Annotated in this window: 12 protein-coding genes, 2 tRNA genes and 1 pseudogene; 13 read left to right on the top strand and 2 right to left on the bottom strand. The window is 41.1% G+C overall.

The genetic code is table 11. The features are described 5' to 3' along the window. Nucleotides 1-8 precede the first annotated feature (8 nt). The 11 genes and pseudogenes from NXV01_RS02700 (at nucleotide 9) to NXV01_RS02650 (ending at nucleotide 12387) form a co-directional block, all read left to right on the top strand. Nucleotides 9-1151 (top strand): glycerate kinase, encoded by a 1143-nt coding sequence (locus tag NXV01_RS02700; RefSeq protein WP_259021658.1) that lies wholly within the window; start codon nucleotides 9-11, stop codon nucleotides 1149-1151. 6 nt (nucleotides 1152-1157) lie between these two features. Beyond that, on the top strand, nucleotides 1158-2414 hold the full coding sequence (locus tag NXV01_RS02695) for a GntP family permease (protein WP_259021657.1): 1257 nt from the start codon (nucleotides 1158-1160) through the stop codon (nucleotides 2412-2414). Between the two features lie 13 nt (nucleotides 2415-2427). Beyond that, nucleotides 2428-3513 carry an acyltransferase family protein gene (locus NXV01_RS02690; RefSeq protein ID WP_259021656.1) on the top strand — a complete coding sequence of 362 codons (1086 nt, stop codon included), beginning with the start codon at nucleotides 2428-2430 and terminating at the stop codon, nucleotides 3511-3513. A 6-nt stretch (nucleotides 3514-3519) separates the two neighbouring features. Next, a complete protein-coding gene (locus NXV01_RS02685; RefSeq protein WP_259021655.1) occupies nucleotides 3520-5703 on the top strand; it encodes an alpha-N-acetylglucosaminidase in 2184 nt (727 codons plus the stop codon). Between the two features lie 118 nt (nucleotides 5704-5821). Then, entirely contained in the window at nucleotides 5822-6403 is a 582-nt protein-coding gene (locus tag NXV01_RS02680; protein WP_148365569.1) for an RNA polymerase sigma factor, read from the top strand. Between the two features lie 107 nt (nucleotides 6404-6510). Further along, on the top strand, nucleotides 6511-7467 hold the full coding sequence (locus tag NXV01_RS02675) for a FecR family protein (protein ID WP_148365568.1): 957 nt from the start codon (nucleotides 6511-6513) through the stop codon (nucleotides 7465-7467). A gap of 31 nt (nucleotides 7468-7498) precedes the next feature. Beyond that, entirely contained in the window at nucleotides 7499-8272 is a 774-nt protein-coding gene (locus NXV01_RS02670) for an endonuclease/exonuclease/phosphatase family protein (RefSeq protein ID WP_217720980.1), read from the top strand. Between the two features lie 7 nt (nucleotides 8273-8279). Then, nucleotides 8280-9060, top strand: a pseudogene (locus tag NXV01_RS02665) (hypothetical protein). A gap of 13 nt (nucleotides 9061-9073) precedes the next feature. Then, complete coding sequence (locus tag NXV01_RS02660) at nucleotides 9074-10603, top strand: hypothetical protein (protein WP_259021654.1); 1530 nt, start codon at nucleotides 9074-9076, stop codon at nucleotides 10601-10603. Between the two features lie 241 nt (nucleotides 10604-10844). Continuing rightward, nucleotides 10845-11648 carry an inositol monophosphatase family protein gene (locus NXV01_RS02655; RefSeq protein WP_148365564.1) on the top strand — a complete coding sequence of 268 codons (804 nt, stop codon included), beginning with the start codon at nucleotides 10845-10847 and terminating at the stop codon, nucleotides 11646-11648. 31 nt (nucleotides 11649-11679) lie between these two features. After that, nucleotides 11680-12387 (top strand): ComF family protein, encoded by a 708-nt coding sequence (locus tag NXV01_RS02650; RefSeq protein ID WP_259021653.1) that lies wholly within the window; start codon nucleotides 11680-11682, stop codon nucleotides 12385-12387. A gap of 60 nt (nucleotides 12388-12447) precedes the next feature. On the opposite strand, the gene NXV01_RS02645 is transcribed toward NXV01_RS02650, so the two are convergent. Continuing rightward, nucleotides 12448-12521 (bottom strand) — tRNA-Asn (locus NXV01_RS02645). A 28-nt stretch (nucleotides 12522-12549) separates the two neighbouring features. After that, nucleotides 12550-12623: transfer RNA gene (locus NXV01_RS02640), tRNA-Asn, on the bottom strand. 77 nt (nucleotides 12624-12700) lie between these two features. Here NXV01_RS02640 and NXV01_RS02635 point away from each other — a divergent pair. Further along, entirely contained in the window at nucleotides 12701-13690 is a 990-nt protein-coding gene (locus NXV01_RS02635) for an adenosine kinase (RefSeq protein ID WP_234133078.1), read from the top strand. 45 nt (nucleotides 13691-13735) lie between these two features. Further along, on the top strand, nucleotides 13736-15424 hold the full coding sequence (locus NXV01_RS02630; protein WP_195650238.1) for a S41 family peptidase: 1689 nt from the start codon (nucleotides 13736-13738) through the stop codon (nucleotides 15422-15424). Nucleotides 15425-15463 lie beyond the last annotated feature (39 nt).

The raw sequence follows: 15463 nt of genomic DNA, 5'->3' as shown, positions 1-15463 counted from the left end.
AGCTTTTTATGAAAAAGATTGTATTGGCATTCGATTCGTTTAAAGGTTCGGTCAGCTCTTTTGAAATAGCGAAAGCTGCCGAAAAAGCGATTCAGGAGGAATTACCTGACTGTCAGATTATACGTTTTCCCATAGCTGATGGTGGCGAAGGGACTACAGAAGCCTTATGTTCTGCTCTTAGTGCTCAAACGGTGTCATGTCGGGTGCATGATCCATTCATGAAGCCAATCGATGTATCGTATGGTATCGCGAACAATGGTGCGATGGCTATTATCGAAATGGCTTCAGCCTGTGGTCTTCCATTGATTGATTCAAACCGGAGAAATCCAATGAAGACTACGACTTATGGAGTTGGAGAAATGGTTGCTGACGCATTAAAACGAGGGTGTCGGGAATTCATTATCGGGATTGGCGGAAGTGCAACAAATGATGCGGGAATGGGTATGCTGAAGGCTTTAGGGGCACGTTTTCTGGATAGAGAGAACAGTGAACTGGAACCTGTCGGCGAAAGTCTGATAAAAGTCCATCAAATAGATATTTCTCAATTAAATCCGGCATTGAAGGAGAGTAATTTTACGATCGCCTGTGATGTTAGTAATCCATTTTATGGAAAAGAAGGTGCGGCCTATGTATATGCTCCTCAAAAAGGGGCAACTATGCTGCAAGTGATAGAGTTGGACAATGGGTTGCGGCATTATGCACAGGTAATAAAGGAATATACAGATATGGATATATCGCAACTTCCCGGTGCCGGAGCAGCCGGAGGAATGGGAGGCGGTCTGCTTCCGTTTCTGAATGCAAAATTGCAATCCGGGATAGAAGTTATATTGAAAACGCTTCGTTTCGAAGAAGTCGTTCAACAGGCAGACTTGATACTGACTGGAGAGGGGAAACTGGATTGCCAGACTTGTATGGGAAAGGCGCTGGACGGAATCTTACGTGTCGGTGACAGATGTCAGGTTCCGGTGATAGCATTAGGAGGAGCGGTCGAAGCCGCCGAAGCACTTAATAGGATGGGTTTTACAGCCGTACTTCCTATCCAACCTTTCCCGGTAACACTTGAAGAGGCGATGCAACCGGAGTTTACGAAAGAAAATATAGAGAGAACGGTGCGACAGGTGGTGAGAATCATCAAACAATTTACTAAATAATACTCAATGACAGCGATAGGCGCATTAATCGGGCTTTTATTATCCATACTGTTAATCATAAGAAAGCTTTCTCCGACATACAGTCTGATTATCGGAGCGATAGTTGGAGGGTTGTTGGGAGGACTATCTTTAAATGAGACCGTAACGGTGATGACCGAAGGGGTGAAAGAGGTCACTCCGGCGGTATTGCGGATTCTGACGGCCGGAGTCTTATCAGGCATATTAATACAAACCGGAGCTACCACTGTCATCTCCAATGCAATTATACATAAAATGGGTGAGAAACGGGTATTTATGGCATTGGCACTCGCAACTATGTTACTTTGTACCGTAGGCGTATTTATTGATGTGGCTGTGATAACTGTTGCACCGGTGGCTCTTTCGATAGGTAAGCGTCTAAACCTGTCTCCATCCGTGTTGCTTATTGCTATGATCGGGGGAGGTAAGTGTGGAAATATCATATCACCTAACCCGAATACCATTATAGCAGCCGGAAATTTTAATGCAGATCTATCGGCTGTGATGTTTGCCAATATTTTACCGGCAGTGATCGGTTTGTTTTTCACTGTTTTCGTTATTGTCCGTCTAATGCCTCAAACAGTAAAAAACAAAAAAGAGGTGATACAAACTGTGAATAAAGAGGAAGAGAGAAATCTGCCGTCGCTAAGAGCCAGTCTGATTGCTCCTGTTGTTACGGTTGTTTTATTGGCATTACGCCCTATAGCAGGAATCAATATTGATCCTTTGATAGCTTTGCCGGTAGGTGGTTTGTGTGGCGCTATCTGTATGAGACAATGGAAAAATATTCTTCCAAGTATAGAGTATGGACTGCAGAAGATGTCTGTGGTAGCTATTCTGTTGATAGGAACCGGAACTATTGCCGGTATCATAAAGAACTCTTCTTTGAAAGACTGGATTCTTACAGGATTGGATCATGCTCATATTAGTGATGTGTTGATTGCTCCTATATCAGGCGCATTGATGTCAGCGGCTACGGCATCGACAACAGCCGGAGCGACACTGGCTTCTTCTTCGTTTGCTGAAACAATATTGGCTATAGGGATTTCTGCGGTTTGGGGGGCAGCTATGATTAATTCGGGAGCTACAGTTCTTGACCATTTGCCACATGGTTCGTTCTTTCATGCGACAGGAGGCGTATGCGAACTCAATTTTAAGGAACGTCTGAAGTTGATACCTTATGAATCGCTTATAGGAATAGTGCTAACTGCCGGAACGACTATTTTATATATAATAAGTAATTAAAAGAATAAAATATATGAATCCGAACAAACGGTTACTTTCGCTTGATGTACTTCGGGGTATTACTGTTGCCGGGATGATCTTGGTCAACAACACAGGAAAGTGTGGGTATAACTTTGCTGTTTTTACACACGCCAAGTGGGATGGCTTTTCGCCAGCCGATCTGGTATTTCCGATGTTTATGTTCCTGATGGGTATTTCGACCTACATCTCTTTGTGTAAGTATAACTTCCAGTGTCGACCGGCTATTGCGAAAATCATAAAAAGAAGTCTCTTGTTAATATTTATAGGTCTGGTTATGGAGTGGTTCATTACATCAGTAGATGGTGGTAACTATTCTGATTTGAGTCAGCTCCGGTTAATGGGAGTGATGCAACGGCTTGGAATTTGTTATGGCATTACAGCCCTGTTGGCTGTAACAATACCGCATAAGCGGTTTATGCCATTAGCCATCATCTTGTTGGCTGTCTACTTTATTTTTCAGTTATTTGGAAACGGATTTGAGAAAAGTGCGGATAATATCGTCGGGATTGTTGACTCGGCTATTTTAGGGTCTAATCACATGTATCTTCAAGGCCGGCAGTTTGTCGATCCCGAGGGGATACTTAGCACGATTCCCGCTGTATCTCAAGTGATGATAGGTTTTGTTTGCGGAAAAATAATCATCGACATTAAAGACAATGACCGCCGGATGCTGAATCTATTTCTTATAGGTACCACTCTGTTGTTTGTCGGCTATTTGTTAAGTTATGCCTGTCCTTTGAATAAACGTTTGTGGTCTCCTTCGTTCGTTTTGGTCACTTGTGGGATCGCAGCATTGTCATTGGCTTTGCTGCTCTATATCATTGATGTGAAGCAGAATAAAAAGTGGTTTTCATTTTTCGAAGCATTTGGAGCGAATCCGCTTGTAATCTATGTGTTTAGTTGCATAGCCGGAGGATTGCTTGTGCATTGGCATATCCATACGGTTGTATTCAGTAATTTGCTTAACCCATTATTCGGAAATTACTTCGGTTCATTTATGTATGGTGTGTTTTTTCTGTTGTTCAATGGGCTGTTGGGATATGTTTTATTAAAAAGAAAAATCTATATAAAATTATAAATCAGAATGAAGAGAAAAAGTGTATACATGTGTCTGGTTATGTTTTTTATGTCGTTGGCTCTTCAGGCTAAAGACAAAGACGTAGCTGTTGCCGAAGCATTAGTGAAACGTTTGCTGCCGTCATACATCGAGAGTTTTCAGTTTCAAAAGTTAAAAGGGGAGAAAGACTGTTTTACGGTAGAGTCCGTCAAAGATAAGATTGTAATCGGTGGAAACAACGCCAATTCAATGGCGATGGGACTGAACCATTACCTGAAATACTACTGTTTAACTACGGTATCGTGGTATGCGGATATAGCCGTTGAAATTCCTGATGAATTGCCAATGGTTGGCGAGAAGGTCGTTTCGGAAGCGAGAGTGGATACTCGCTTTTTCCTGAATTATTGCACGTATGGTTACACGATGCCTTGGTGGCAATGGAAAGAATGGGAACGCTTTATTGACTGGATGGCCCTTAATGGCATAAATATGCCTTTGGCAATCACCGGACAAGAAGCTGTGTGGTATAAAGTCTGGTCGAAAATGGGAATGTCGGACATCGAAATACGCTCTTACTTCACGGGACCGCCGTATCTGCCCTGGCATCGGATGGCTAACATAGATGGTTGGAACGGTCCGTTGCCGATGGAATGGCTGGAACATCAGGTAAGTTTGCAGAAAAAAATACTCGCACGTGAGCGTGAATTGAATATGAAGCCCGTATTGCCAGCCTTTGCCGGACATGTCCCTGCCGATTTAAAACGGATTTACCCCGAGGCCGATATTCAGCATTTGGGCAAATGGGCAGGTTTTACTGATACATACCGTTGTAACTTTCTGAATCCTAACGACGCTTTGTTTGCGAAAATTCAGAAACTATTTCTTGATGAACAAAAAAAACTTTTCGGAACCGATCATATTTATGGCTTAGATCCTTTCAATGAGGTTGACCCGCCAAGTTTCGAACCCGAATATTTGCGGAAGATAGCTTCGGATATGTACGCCACGTTGACGGCTGCCGATCCCAAAGCCCAATGGATGCAAATGACATGGATGTTTTATCATGACAAAGAGAAGTGGACATCTCCGCGAATAGAAGCTTTACTGACGGGTGTTCCGCAGAATAAGACGTATCTGCTCGATTATCATTGTGAAAATATTGAACTTTGGAAAACGACTGATAAATTTCATGGACAGCCTTATATCTGGTGTTATCTGGGCAATTTCGGAGGAAACACAACTTTGACAGGTAACGTCAAAGAAAGTGGCGCACGACTTGAGAATGCTCTCATTAACGGTGGAGACAACCTTAAGGGAATCGGCTCTACGCTGGAAGGATTGGATGTTGTACAGTTCCCTTACGAATACATCCTTGAGAAAGCATGGAACTTGAATGTAGATGATAACAAATGGATAGAATGTCTGGCTGACAGACACGTAGGATGTGTATCGCAACCTGTGCGCGATGCTTGGAAAATATTATTCAATGACATTTATGTACAGGTGCCGCGTACATTGGGCACTTTACCCGGATATCGCCCCGTATTGAATAAGAATAGTGAAAAACGGACAAGTAATGTGTACAGTAATGTTGAACTATTAGAGGTTTGGAGAAAACTGAACGAAGCGCCTTCTGACCGGAGGGATGCTTTTCGTCTGGATTTGATTATTGTAGGCAGGCAGGTGCTTGGAAACTATTTTCTTGATGTAAAAATGGAGTTTGACAGGATGGTTGAAGCTAAAGATGATCAGGCTTTGAAAGCTTGTGGCGAAAAAATGAAGGAAATATTGAATGATTTGGATAAACTGAATGCCTTTCATCCTTACTGTTCTCTGGATAAATGGATGGATGATGCGCGGAAGATGGGGGATTCTCCCCGGTTGAAAGACTATTATGAAAAGAACGCTCGCAACTTGATTACTACTTGGGGAGGAAGCCTGAACGATTATGCCAGCCGTTCATGGGCAGGACTGATAAGTGATTATTATGCAAAACGTTGGGAAGTGTATATCAATACATTTATCAATGCGGCTGAGAAAGGTGTGGAAGTGGATCAGAAACAACTTGAAGATGAGTTAAAAGAAATAGAAGCTGGTTGGGTAAATGCAACTGATAGGAAAGATATTCGGAAAGATGTTCATTCAACAAATGACGGATTGCTATCATTCTCAACCTTTTTATTCAGCAAATATCAAAGACTGGTGAAATAAACAAGAGGCCTGTTTCATTTATTGTTTGCGATTCATGCTATATCAGAAAGAATTAATATATTTGAAAATAAGGACTTGATATCATAAGCTTTTTGTTTTCATATTTAAAATGATTAAGATGTTCCAGAAATACTCACAGGATGAAGCCCAAGCTTTGGTTAAGGCTCTGAAAGAGGGGAACCAGCTGGCATTTAGTATTGTATACAAGACATATGCGGCGCAGACCTTTTCTTTGGCATTTAAATATTTGCTGAATAAGGAATTGGCTGAAGATGCTGTGCAGAACTTATTCTTAAAACTCTGGCTGAAAAAAGAAGAGATCGACGAAACAAAACCTATAAACAGATACCTTTTTACGATGTTGAAGAACGATCTGCTCAATACGTTGAGAGATTCAAAGAAAAATATCTATTTACTTGAGGATTGCCTTTCAATGGTTTTGGAATTGGAAGACAATTCTCAAAACGAAAACCTTAAGCAAGAACAAATGAACATTATACAACAAGCTCTTGAGCAACTTTCGCCGCAACGTCGTAAGGTTTTTGAAATGAAAGTTTCAGGAAAATACTCCAATCAGGAAATAGCTGATAAACTTAATCTTTCGATAAATACAATTAAATTCCAATATAGCCAATCTTTAAAGCAGATTCGCTCGACAGTGGGAGAGCTTAGCCTACTGTTACTTTATTGTATGATGTAGTTCTATCACTTTTACGGATATGGAACGTTCTTTTGAATTAACACGGTTTAACGTAGTCTGTATAATACTTTTTTGTAACAGTGTGTATTACTAATAGATATTGAAATATGAAATCAAAAAAGAAACATACAAGTCAGGACTTTGAAGTGGTTGACGGCATCGGAAAATATATTGATGACGACATTCAGAGGATAGTAGAAGGCAAACAGCTCGAACTGGGTGGCAGAGAACTGCCTCCTTTTGATGAATATCGCATTTATAAGAATATTCAGGAAGCCGTAATGCAGGAAGAAAAACGAAAGAACAGGAGAATCAGAATGCCATTGTTATTTAAGTGGACGGTGGCTTGTGCTATTGTTTTGCTTGTGATAAGTGCGGGATATAATTATTATCAAAGCCACAGTGAGGCAAATCTTGTTTATCGTGAAGTCTGTGCTGTAAGAGGTGAAAAGCTGCTTGTATTACTTCCTGATGGTAGCCGGGTGTGGTTAAATGCCGATTCTAAATTGACTTATCCGGAACAGTTTGCGAAATACAACAGGAATGTTATGCTGGAGGGAGAGGCTTATTTTGAAATAGCAGAAAATAAAAAATCACCATTTCAGGTACTTGCCGAGAATGTAAAAATACAGGTGACAGGAACGTGCTTCAATGTAAAAGCGTACGCTTCGGATAAGGTAGTAAAAACTACACTCGACGAAGGAAGTATCAATATCGGACATGTGCAAAGCCGTAGACCTATGCAGCAAATGCTTCCCGGGCAAACGGCCGTTTATGAAAAAAGGAGTAATGTAATAAAAATAAAAACTGATAGATATCACGATGATGCTTCGAGTTGGAAGAGCAACCGGCTTATTTTCAGAAATGCATCACTGAAAGAAGTGCTTACAACACTTTCGCGGCATTTTGATATAGAGATTACAGTTAAAAACGAAAAGATTGCTTCGTTTACATACAACTTCGTTTGTAAAGGGAACGACTTGAACTATGTGTTGGAGGTGATGCAATCAATAACACCGGTTAGCTTTAAAAAAATATCAGAATATGCATATACGGTTGAATAAGTAAACTTAATCTAATAACAAAAACAAATTTATGAAAGCACTTTTAAAGCCCATTGTATGGGTATGCCTTTTCTTCTTTGCGTATCAAAGTACGTATGCGCAGGCTCTTAAAATAATGAGCTATAATTGCCGGATGTCCGGTGAGATGACTGGTTACTCGGTGAAGGAGTATGCTGTATTTATCAGGAAATACAATCCGGATGTTGTAATGTTGCAAGAGATAGATTACAACACAAAAAGGAATAAAAATCAAGATTTCACCACTCAACTGGCCGCGGAGTTAGGGTTGTTTTCCGTATTCGGGAAAGCGATGGAGACTGGTGGTGGAGAATATGGAGTAGCCATACTTTCAAAATATCCTTTTGTTTATATCAACAACAAGCCTTTCGAAGGTATAGACGGAGCCAAAGAACCCCGGACGCTATTATATGTAGATATTCAGCAACCCGGCACTTCAAATGTAATCAGGATAGGAACGACTCATTTGGATCATTCGACGGACCTGATAAGGAGCGCAATGGCCGAACAAATTAATGAGCGGATTGGTACGGGAGATACACCGACGTTGCTGGGAGGAGATTTTAATGCCAGAACAGACTCTAATGTGATTTGTGAAGTAATGAAAAACTGGCAGAGAATCTGCGATGATACATTCACCTATCCGGCAGATCAGCCGACAATCAAGATTGATTATCTATTCGGGCTTCCACAGAATAAGTGGAAGGTGAAGTCGTTTGAAGTTTTATCTAATCCGGCGGTATCTGACCACAGAGCTTTGTTTGCCGAAGTTGAATTTGTAAAATAAGTGAAATATGAAATCAAACTATCTATATCTGCTATTTATATGTATTACCTCTTGCCTGTTCGTTTCATGTAGTGATGAGGATAACAAGAGAGAAGAAATCCCTGAATGGAATCGGTTCAGAACAACTAACGTGTTGGTTTATGCACACTTGTCAGAGCAAAATTTATTTAGTTCTTGTAGTTATAAAGAGGTGGCGGCGTCTATCAGGAATACTGTTCATGCAGTGGCATTGTTGGATAGAACGAACGCTATTTATGGGCAAACTGCAATCATAAATACGGGTACGGAGACTGCTAGAGAGAGTAAAAGAGTGCCGGTGTTTGTACCTGTCAGCTATAGTAGCGGGAGAAAAAAAGATAATCGGTAGTACTGTGCTTTTTCCTTCTACTATTTCCGAGATGACACAATATGTGGTAAAAAACGATTGCAGATATCTTGAAACAAAAACAGAAGCAGTGAACGGAATAGATATGCTCTTCTGTTCTATGTCACTAAATAGTGAAGATCTGATAGCTCCGGCCGTTGATGTATTCAAGAAAAGAGTAAACGAACAGACAGTTCTGGTGGGCACTGTTAAACGTGCGTTGTTGTCTAATCTTGAGTCGGCAATTACTTCTAACTTAACTTCTGATACTTATTTTTTCTCGGAAGTGGAAAATAGAAATAGAGACTCCGAGTATTGTATATTTGTCCTGACTTCACACAAATGGGCTTTTAGGGGGGTAACCGAAACAAGTGTAAGCGGGGATTTACATTGTTTTCAATTACAAATCGAATCTTTAAAATAAAAAATGAACAGTCATGAAGCAATATATCAAAAACACAATGATCCTGATGCTTGCCCTGTCATGGGGCTTGCTATTGACAAATTGTAGTGATAGTGAAGCCGATTATTCGGATGACAACGCATATCCGCCACCTACTGTAGAACTAACTTCTCCTTCCGAGATAGATGTGGTGGAGTATAATTCTACGGTGACTGTATCTGCCAGAAGTTTCTCTGCTGTGGGGATACATAGTATATATGCTACCTTGTTGAAGGTGGATGAAAATGGAGAATATGAAGAGATAAATGCGAATGAACGCCAACGTTTAAAGATAGATACTCTGGAAACTGATATGACACTTGAATTTGATTTGAATGTCAAGGTCAACACGCGTGAAGCAGCCGGAATACTAGTGACATCGACAGATGTTTTGACAAAAACGGCACAAAAGGTAATACCGATTAAAAAGATAACCAAACTTCCGTCCCAGATATTTACAGAACCATCAGATTTACCAGTTTTAGTACCCGATGAAGAGGTTTCTCTGTCTGTGGTGATCCGTTCTGCAGTGGGCATTAAGTCCGTAAAACATACTTTGTGCAATAAGGTACTGGGTGATCTGAAGGATTATACAACTATTCCGGTATCAGGTAATCCATTGGAAATGGAATTTATCTTGAAAACTGTCGTAGACAATAAGGATACTGATGGAATCAAGATTGTGGTGGAAGATATAGAAGGGTTGAGAGAGGAGAAGATTATCAATATCGAGGGCATTGAGGGTGTTGACAATAATGTCGCGCTTGTTTTCAACGATATTGAAATGGCACCCGAATGGGAACATTCAATAGAACCGGATCAACCTTATATTTTCTCCATAGAGGGAATAATGATACGCGGTGTGCAGAAGCATGTGTTAAGCTTGAAGGAAATTAAAGGATATGGCTCAAAGGCAAACGGCGTAGACTTTGCTTTCATTAATATATGGAGAAATCCAAGCTTTGTTGCCGTTAAAAACAGAGGTTTCTCTTATGTCAGTGCGTCAAGAATTAGTGGAGGACCAATAGGGAGAGCTTACGATGTGAATGACTGGATTAAACCGGCCGGTGTAGCCACCAACAAAACGCTGTTTACTCTTATACCTGATGATAAGGTTGCTGACCTTGGTATTGATGTGATGATGGCGAACGCGGCTCCGGACGTCAAGACTTTTGAGGCGTTGAATGTGTTGGAAAGTATAGCTAAAGGAGGTGCTGATATGTTAATGCAAAGAGTCAATGCGTCTGACGGGTATCCGGATGATCCTTGTAGCTTGCAGATAAAAGACAATACTTATATTGCTTTTGTTACCGCAATGGGTAAGTATGGTGTGATTCATGTTATTGAAGCCGCAAACGATATGGATGCATTAGTTGCCGGAGGATGTAAAATTGCTACTCCTACAGGAGTGGTGGGAAGCCAGGGGCCAGCCTACTCGGGAGCTGGCATAACCGGACTCACTTATGATGGCGTAGCATTACTCTATGGGCGTACATGCAAGTTGAAAATTGTGGTTCAGAAGTAAAGTTGTTATAATTTAAAGAATAAAGAACTATACATTTATATTTAGATGTAAAAGTTAAGAAAGGTCGGTTCAAAAAAAGAAAATGAACCGGCCTTGTTTTTTAGATGTTTCCTCAATATTGATTATGGTAGTTTGGGTGTTACTTCACTAATTAGTGTGTCAAACATGAAAATATTATTTTCTTCTATGCTTTTTGCAGGAAAAGTTATAACTTCGGAGCACTTTTTAATTTGAATAATAAATGTTGGATTTAAAGCAACTTACCACTGATGTATGCCGGATTGCTACAGAGGTTGGACATTTTTTGAAAGAAGAACGGAAGAACTTCCGTCGTGAGCGTGTGGAGGAAAAACATGCACATGATTATGTGTCTTATGTAGATAAAGAGTCAGAGGTGCGAGTGGTGAAAGCACTTGCTGCTCTACTGCCCGAAGCGGGATTCATAACAGAAGAAGGCTCTGCCACTTATCAGGACGAACCCTACTGTTGGGTCATTGATCCGTTGGATGGAACTACAAATTATATTCATGATGAGGCTCCTTATTGTGTATCTATTGCTTTACGCAATCGCACTGAACTTCTTTTAGGTGTCGTTTATGAAGTTTGTCGGGATGAATGTTTCTATGCCTGGAAAGGTGGAAAGGCTTTCATGAATGGTGAAGAAATTCATGTATCGAGTGTTGAGGATATCCAAGATGCCTTTGTTATTACAGAATTACCTTATAATCATCTGCAATATAAACAGACCGCTCTTCATCTCATCGATCAACTTTATGGAGTAGTGGGAGGTATTCGTATGAATGGTTCGGCTGCCGCTGCAATTTGCTATGTAGCTATTGGGCGTTTCGATGCGTGGATGGAAGCGTTTCTCGGAAAATGGGATTACTCCGCAGCGGCATTGATCGTCCAGCAAGCGGGAGGAAAGGTTACTAACTTCTATGGCGAAGATAACTTCATAGAAGGACATCATATTATTGCAACGAACGGAACTCTGCATTCTTTCTTTCAGAAACTTCTGGCAGAAGTCCCTCCATTGAATATGTAAGTGGTATTGCAACTTTGAAATCTCTATTATTATGAAACACACACTTCTTGTAAAAGACTGGCTTAGTTCTTTTTTATCTTTACTGTTTCCCCGTTGCTGTGTTGTTTGCGGCCGACCGTTAGCAAAGGGTGAGGAATGTATTTGTACAGTATGCAATATCAAACTACCTCGTACGAACTATCATCTTCGAAAAGATAATCCGGTAGAGCGACTTTTCTGGGGACAAATTCCTTTGGAACGGGCTACTTCTTTTTTCTTTTATGAGAAAGGAAGTGACTTCCGGCTGATTCTTCACCGTTTGAAATATGGTGGACAGAAGGAAATAGGTGCAATTATGGGACGGTATATGGCAGCAGAACTTTTATCTTCTCATTTCTTTCAAGGAATTGATGTTATAATCCCTATACCGCTTCACAAGAAAAAACAGCAAATCCGCGGTTATAACCAGAGTGAATGGATTGCCCGTGGAATCACTGCTGTAACAGGAATCCCTATAGATACAGAATCCATATTGCGTAAGAAAAATACGGAAACGCAAACACACAAATCCATACTTGAACGTCGGGATAATGTGGAAGGTATCTTTGAGCTTCAACGTCCCGAAACACTTGTAGGGAAACACATACTGATCGTTGACGATGTATTGACTACCGGTTCTACTACGCTGGCATGTGCTTCTTGTCTGGTGAATGTGGAGGGAATACGGATTAGTATATTGACGTTGGCAACGGTGGAGTGATTATATACGAATAAATGATATTAAATAAGAAAGCCACCCATTCAGGTGGCTTCTTTTTTGCTCTTCCTCTTGGACTTGAACCAAGGACCCTCTGATTAACAGTCAGATGCTCTAACCGACTGAGCTAAGGAAGAATGTTTGCAATCAAGATTTTCAACTTTGCTCTTCCTCTTGGACTTGAACCAAGGACCCTCTGATTAACAGTCAGATGCTCTAACCGACTGAGCTAAGGAAGAATGTTTTTCTCAATTGCGATGCAAAAGTACTAGGTTTTTTTGAAATATGCAATATCTTTGCAAAAAAAATATTAGGAATGGACAAAATAATAGGATTGGGCAACGCCCTGGTAGACGTACTCGCAACCCTGAAGGATGATACTCTTTTGGATGAAATGGGTTTACCCAAAGGAAGCATGCAGCTCATCGATGACGCTAAGTTACAGCAGATTAACACAAAATTTTCACAGATGAAAACCCATCTGGCAACAGGCGGATCGGCAGGAAATGCCATCCTCGGACTGGCTTGTCTGGGTGCCGGAACAGGGTTTATCGGAAAAGTGGGAAATGATCATTATGGAGAATTTTTTCGTGAAAATCTGCGGAAAAATAAGATTGAAGACAAATTATTGACGTCAGATCGACTGCCTTCCGGTGTGGCATCCACTTTTATTTCACCGGATGGGGAGCGTACTTTCGGAACCTATCTGGGAGCAGCGGCTTCTTTGAGAGCAGAGGAACTGACCTTGGATATGTTTAAAGGTTACGCGTACCTATTTATAGAAGGCTATCTTGTTCAGGACCACGAAATGATTCTTCATGCCATTGAACTGGCTAAAGAAGCCGGTTTGCAGATTTGTCTCGATATGGCTAGTTATAACATTGTGGCTAATGATCTGGAATTCTTCACCTTGCTAATCAACAAATATGTCGACATTGTCTTTGCAAACGAAGAGGAAGCGAAAGCCTTTACCGGCAAGGAGCCGGAGGAAGCTTTGAGAGTGATTGCCAAGAAATGCAGTATTGCTATCGTAAAAGTCGGGGCAAATGGTTCTTATATCCGTAAAGGGACAGAAGAAATAAAGGCTTCAGCCATTTCGGTTCAAAAGGTGGTGGATACTACCGGTGCCGGTGACTATTTTGCTTCCGGATTCTTATACGGATTGACTTGCGGATATTCGTTGGATAAATGTGCAAAAATAGGTTCTATTCTCTCGGGAAATGTTATTCAGGTAATCGGAACAACGATATCACAGGAACGCTGGGATGAAATTAAGTTAAATATTAACAGGATTCTGGCGGAATAACAAAGGATTGAGCTACTTTTACGACTCATTTAGATTGAAAGAGGTATGAAAAAATTGCTGAACAGGCAGATAGCTATTGTTGCAGTAGCGGTGATAGCCACAGTTGCTTTCTTTAGTTTCAAGAGTGGAGACGACCGTAATTTCCAGATTGCAAAGAATCTGGATATATTTAATGCGATTGTGAAAGAACTGGATATGTTCTATGTAGATACCATTGATCCGAATAAAACGATTCGGGAAGGAATCGATAATATGCTTTATACGCTGGATCCTTATACGGAATATTTCCCGGAAGAGGATCAGAGTGAACTGGAGCAGATGATTAAAGGATCATTTGGTGGGATGGGTTCTTACATTGCTTATAATACAAAACTAAAGCGTTCGATGATTTCTGAACCTTTCGAGGGAACGCCTGCTGCAAAAGCCGGTCTGAAAGCGGGAGATATCCTGATGGAGATTGACGGACAGGATCTTGCCGGTAAGAATAACGCGGAAGTCAGCCAGATGTTACGCGGACAGGCAGGTACCAGTTTTAAGTTAAAGATTGAGCGCCCGAATGAGAAAGGCGGACGTACACCGATGGAATTCACGATTGTGCGTGAGTCTATTCAGAATCCGGCAATTCCTTATACTGCCGTATTGGATAACAAGGTAGGTTACATCAGCCTTAGCACTTTTTCCGGCAACCCTTCCAAAGAGTTTAAGAAAGCATTTCTGGATTTGAAGAAACAGGGCGCTACTTCGTTGGTGATAGACCTTCGTAGTAATGGCGGCGGATTGCTGGATGAAGCAGTGGAAATTGCGAATTATTTCTTACCGCGTGGAAAGGTGATTGTGACGACAAAAGGAAAAATCAAACAGGCTAGTAACACTTACAAGACATTGCGCGAACCGTTGGATTTGGACATTCCGATTGCGGTACTGGTAAATAGCGGAACCGCTTCTGCTTCCGAAATCTTATCAGGTTCTTTGCAGGATCTCGACCGTGCCGTTATCGTTGGTAACCGTACCTTCGGAAAAGGACTGGTACAGGTTCCCCGCTCTTTGCCTTATGGCGGAACGATGAAAGTGACTACCTCCAAATATTATATTCCGAGTGGCCGTTGTGTACAGGCTATTGATTACAAGCATCGTAATGAAGATGGAAGTGTAGGAACCATTCCTGATAGTTTGACTAAGGTATTCCATACGGCTGCCGGACGTGAAGTACGCGACGGAGGTGGTGTAATGCCGGATATTGTTATCAAACAGGAGAAATTACCGAATATCCTCTTCTATCTGGTACGCGATAATCTGATTTTCGATTATGCAACACAGTATTGTTTGAAGCATCCTACCATCGTTGCTCCGGAGAAGTTTGAGGTGACAGATGCCGATTATAATGATTTTAAAGCGTTGGTGAAGAAAGCCGACTTCAAATATGACCAGCAAAGCGAGAAGATTCTGAAAACGTTGAAAGAAGCTGCCGAGTTTGAAGGATATATGAATGATGCTTCAGAGGAGTTCAAAGCACTTGAAAAGAAGTTGAATCATGATCTTGACCGCGACTTGGATTATTTCTCATCTGATATAAAGAAGATGATTGCTACCGAAATTATCAAGCGTTACTATTACCAACGTGGTAATATCATCCAGCAGTTGAAGGATGATGACGGTTTGAAGGAAGCAATGAAAATTCTGAATGATCCGGTGAAATATAAAGAAATGCTTAGTGCTCCGGCTGCTAAGGAATAAATGAATATATTTCGAACATAGATATATGCGGAAAACGCG

The organism is Bacteroides sp. BFG-606 (assembly GCF_024788145.1).
Classification (GTDB): Bacteria; Bacteroidota; Bacteroidia; order Bacteroidales; family Bacteroidaceae; genus Bacteroides; species Bacteroides vicugnae.
This window is presented reverse-complemented; position numbering and strand designations above follow the sequence as displayed.

What these genes read in the sequence shown, in the direction of transcription:
- NXV01_RS02690 (WP_259021656.1), top strand. Translation starts at nt 2,428, where the DNA reads ATGAATCCGAACAAACGGTTACTTTCGCTTGATGTACTTCGGGGTATT.
- NXV01_RS02630 (WP_195650238.1), top strand. Translation starts at nt 13,736, where the DNA reads ATGAAAAAATTGCTGAACAGGCAGATAGCTATTGTTGCAGTAGCGGTG.
- NXV01_RS02635 (WP_234133078.1), top strand. Translation starts at nt 12,701, where the DNA reads ATGGACAAAATAATAGGATTGGGCAACGCCCTGGTAGACGTACTCGCA.
- NXV01_RS02695 (WP_259021657.1), top strand. Translation starts at nt 1,158, where the DNA reads ATGACAGCGATAGGCGCATTAATCGGGCTTTTATTATCCATACTGTTA.
- NXV01_RS02675 (WP_148365568.1), top strand. Translation starts at nt 6,511, where the DNA reads ATGAAATCAAAAAAGAAACATACAAGTCAGGACTTTGAAGTGGTTGAC.
- NXV01_RS02655 (WP_148365564.1), top strand. Translation starts at nt 10,845, where the DNA reads ATGTTGGATTTAAAGCAACTTACCACTGATGTATGCCGGATTGCTACA.
- NXV01_RS02650 (WP_259021653.1), top strand. Translation starts at nt 11,680, where the DNA reads ATGAAACACACACTTCTTGTAAAAGACTGGCTTAGTTCTTTTTTATCT.
- NXV01_RS02700 (WP_259021658.1), top strand. Translation starts at nt 9, where the DNA reads ATGAAAAAGATTGTATTGGCATTCGATTCGTTTAAAGGTTCGGTCAGC.
- NXV01_RS02670 (WP_217720980.1), top strand. Translation starts at nt 7,499, where the DNA reads ATGAAAGCACTTTTAAAGCCCATTGTATGGGTATGCCTTTTCTTCTTT.
- NXV01_RS02685 (WP_259021655.1), top strand. Translation starts at nt 3,520, where the DNA reads ATGAAGAGAAAAAGTGTATACATGTGTCTGGTTATGTTTTTTATGTCG.
- NXV01_RS02680 (WP_148365569.1), top strand. Translation starts at nt 5,822, where the DNA reads ATGTTCCAGAAATACTCACAGGATGAAGCCCAAGCTTTGGTTAAGGCT.
- NXV01_RS02660 (WP_259021654.1), top strand. Translation starts at nt 9,074, where the DNA reads ATGAAGCAATATATCAAAAACACAATGATCCTGATGCTTGCCCTGTCA.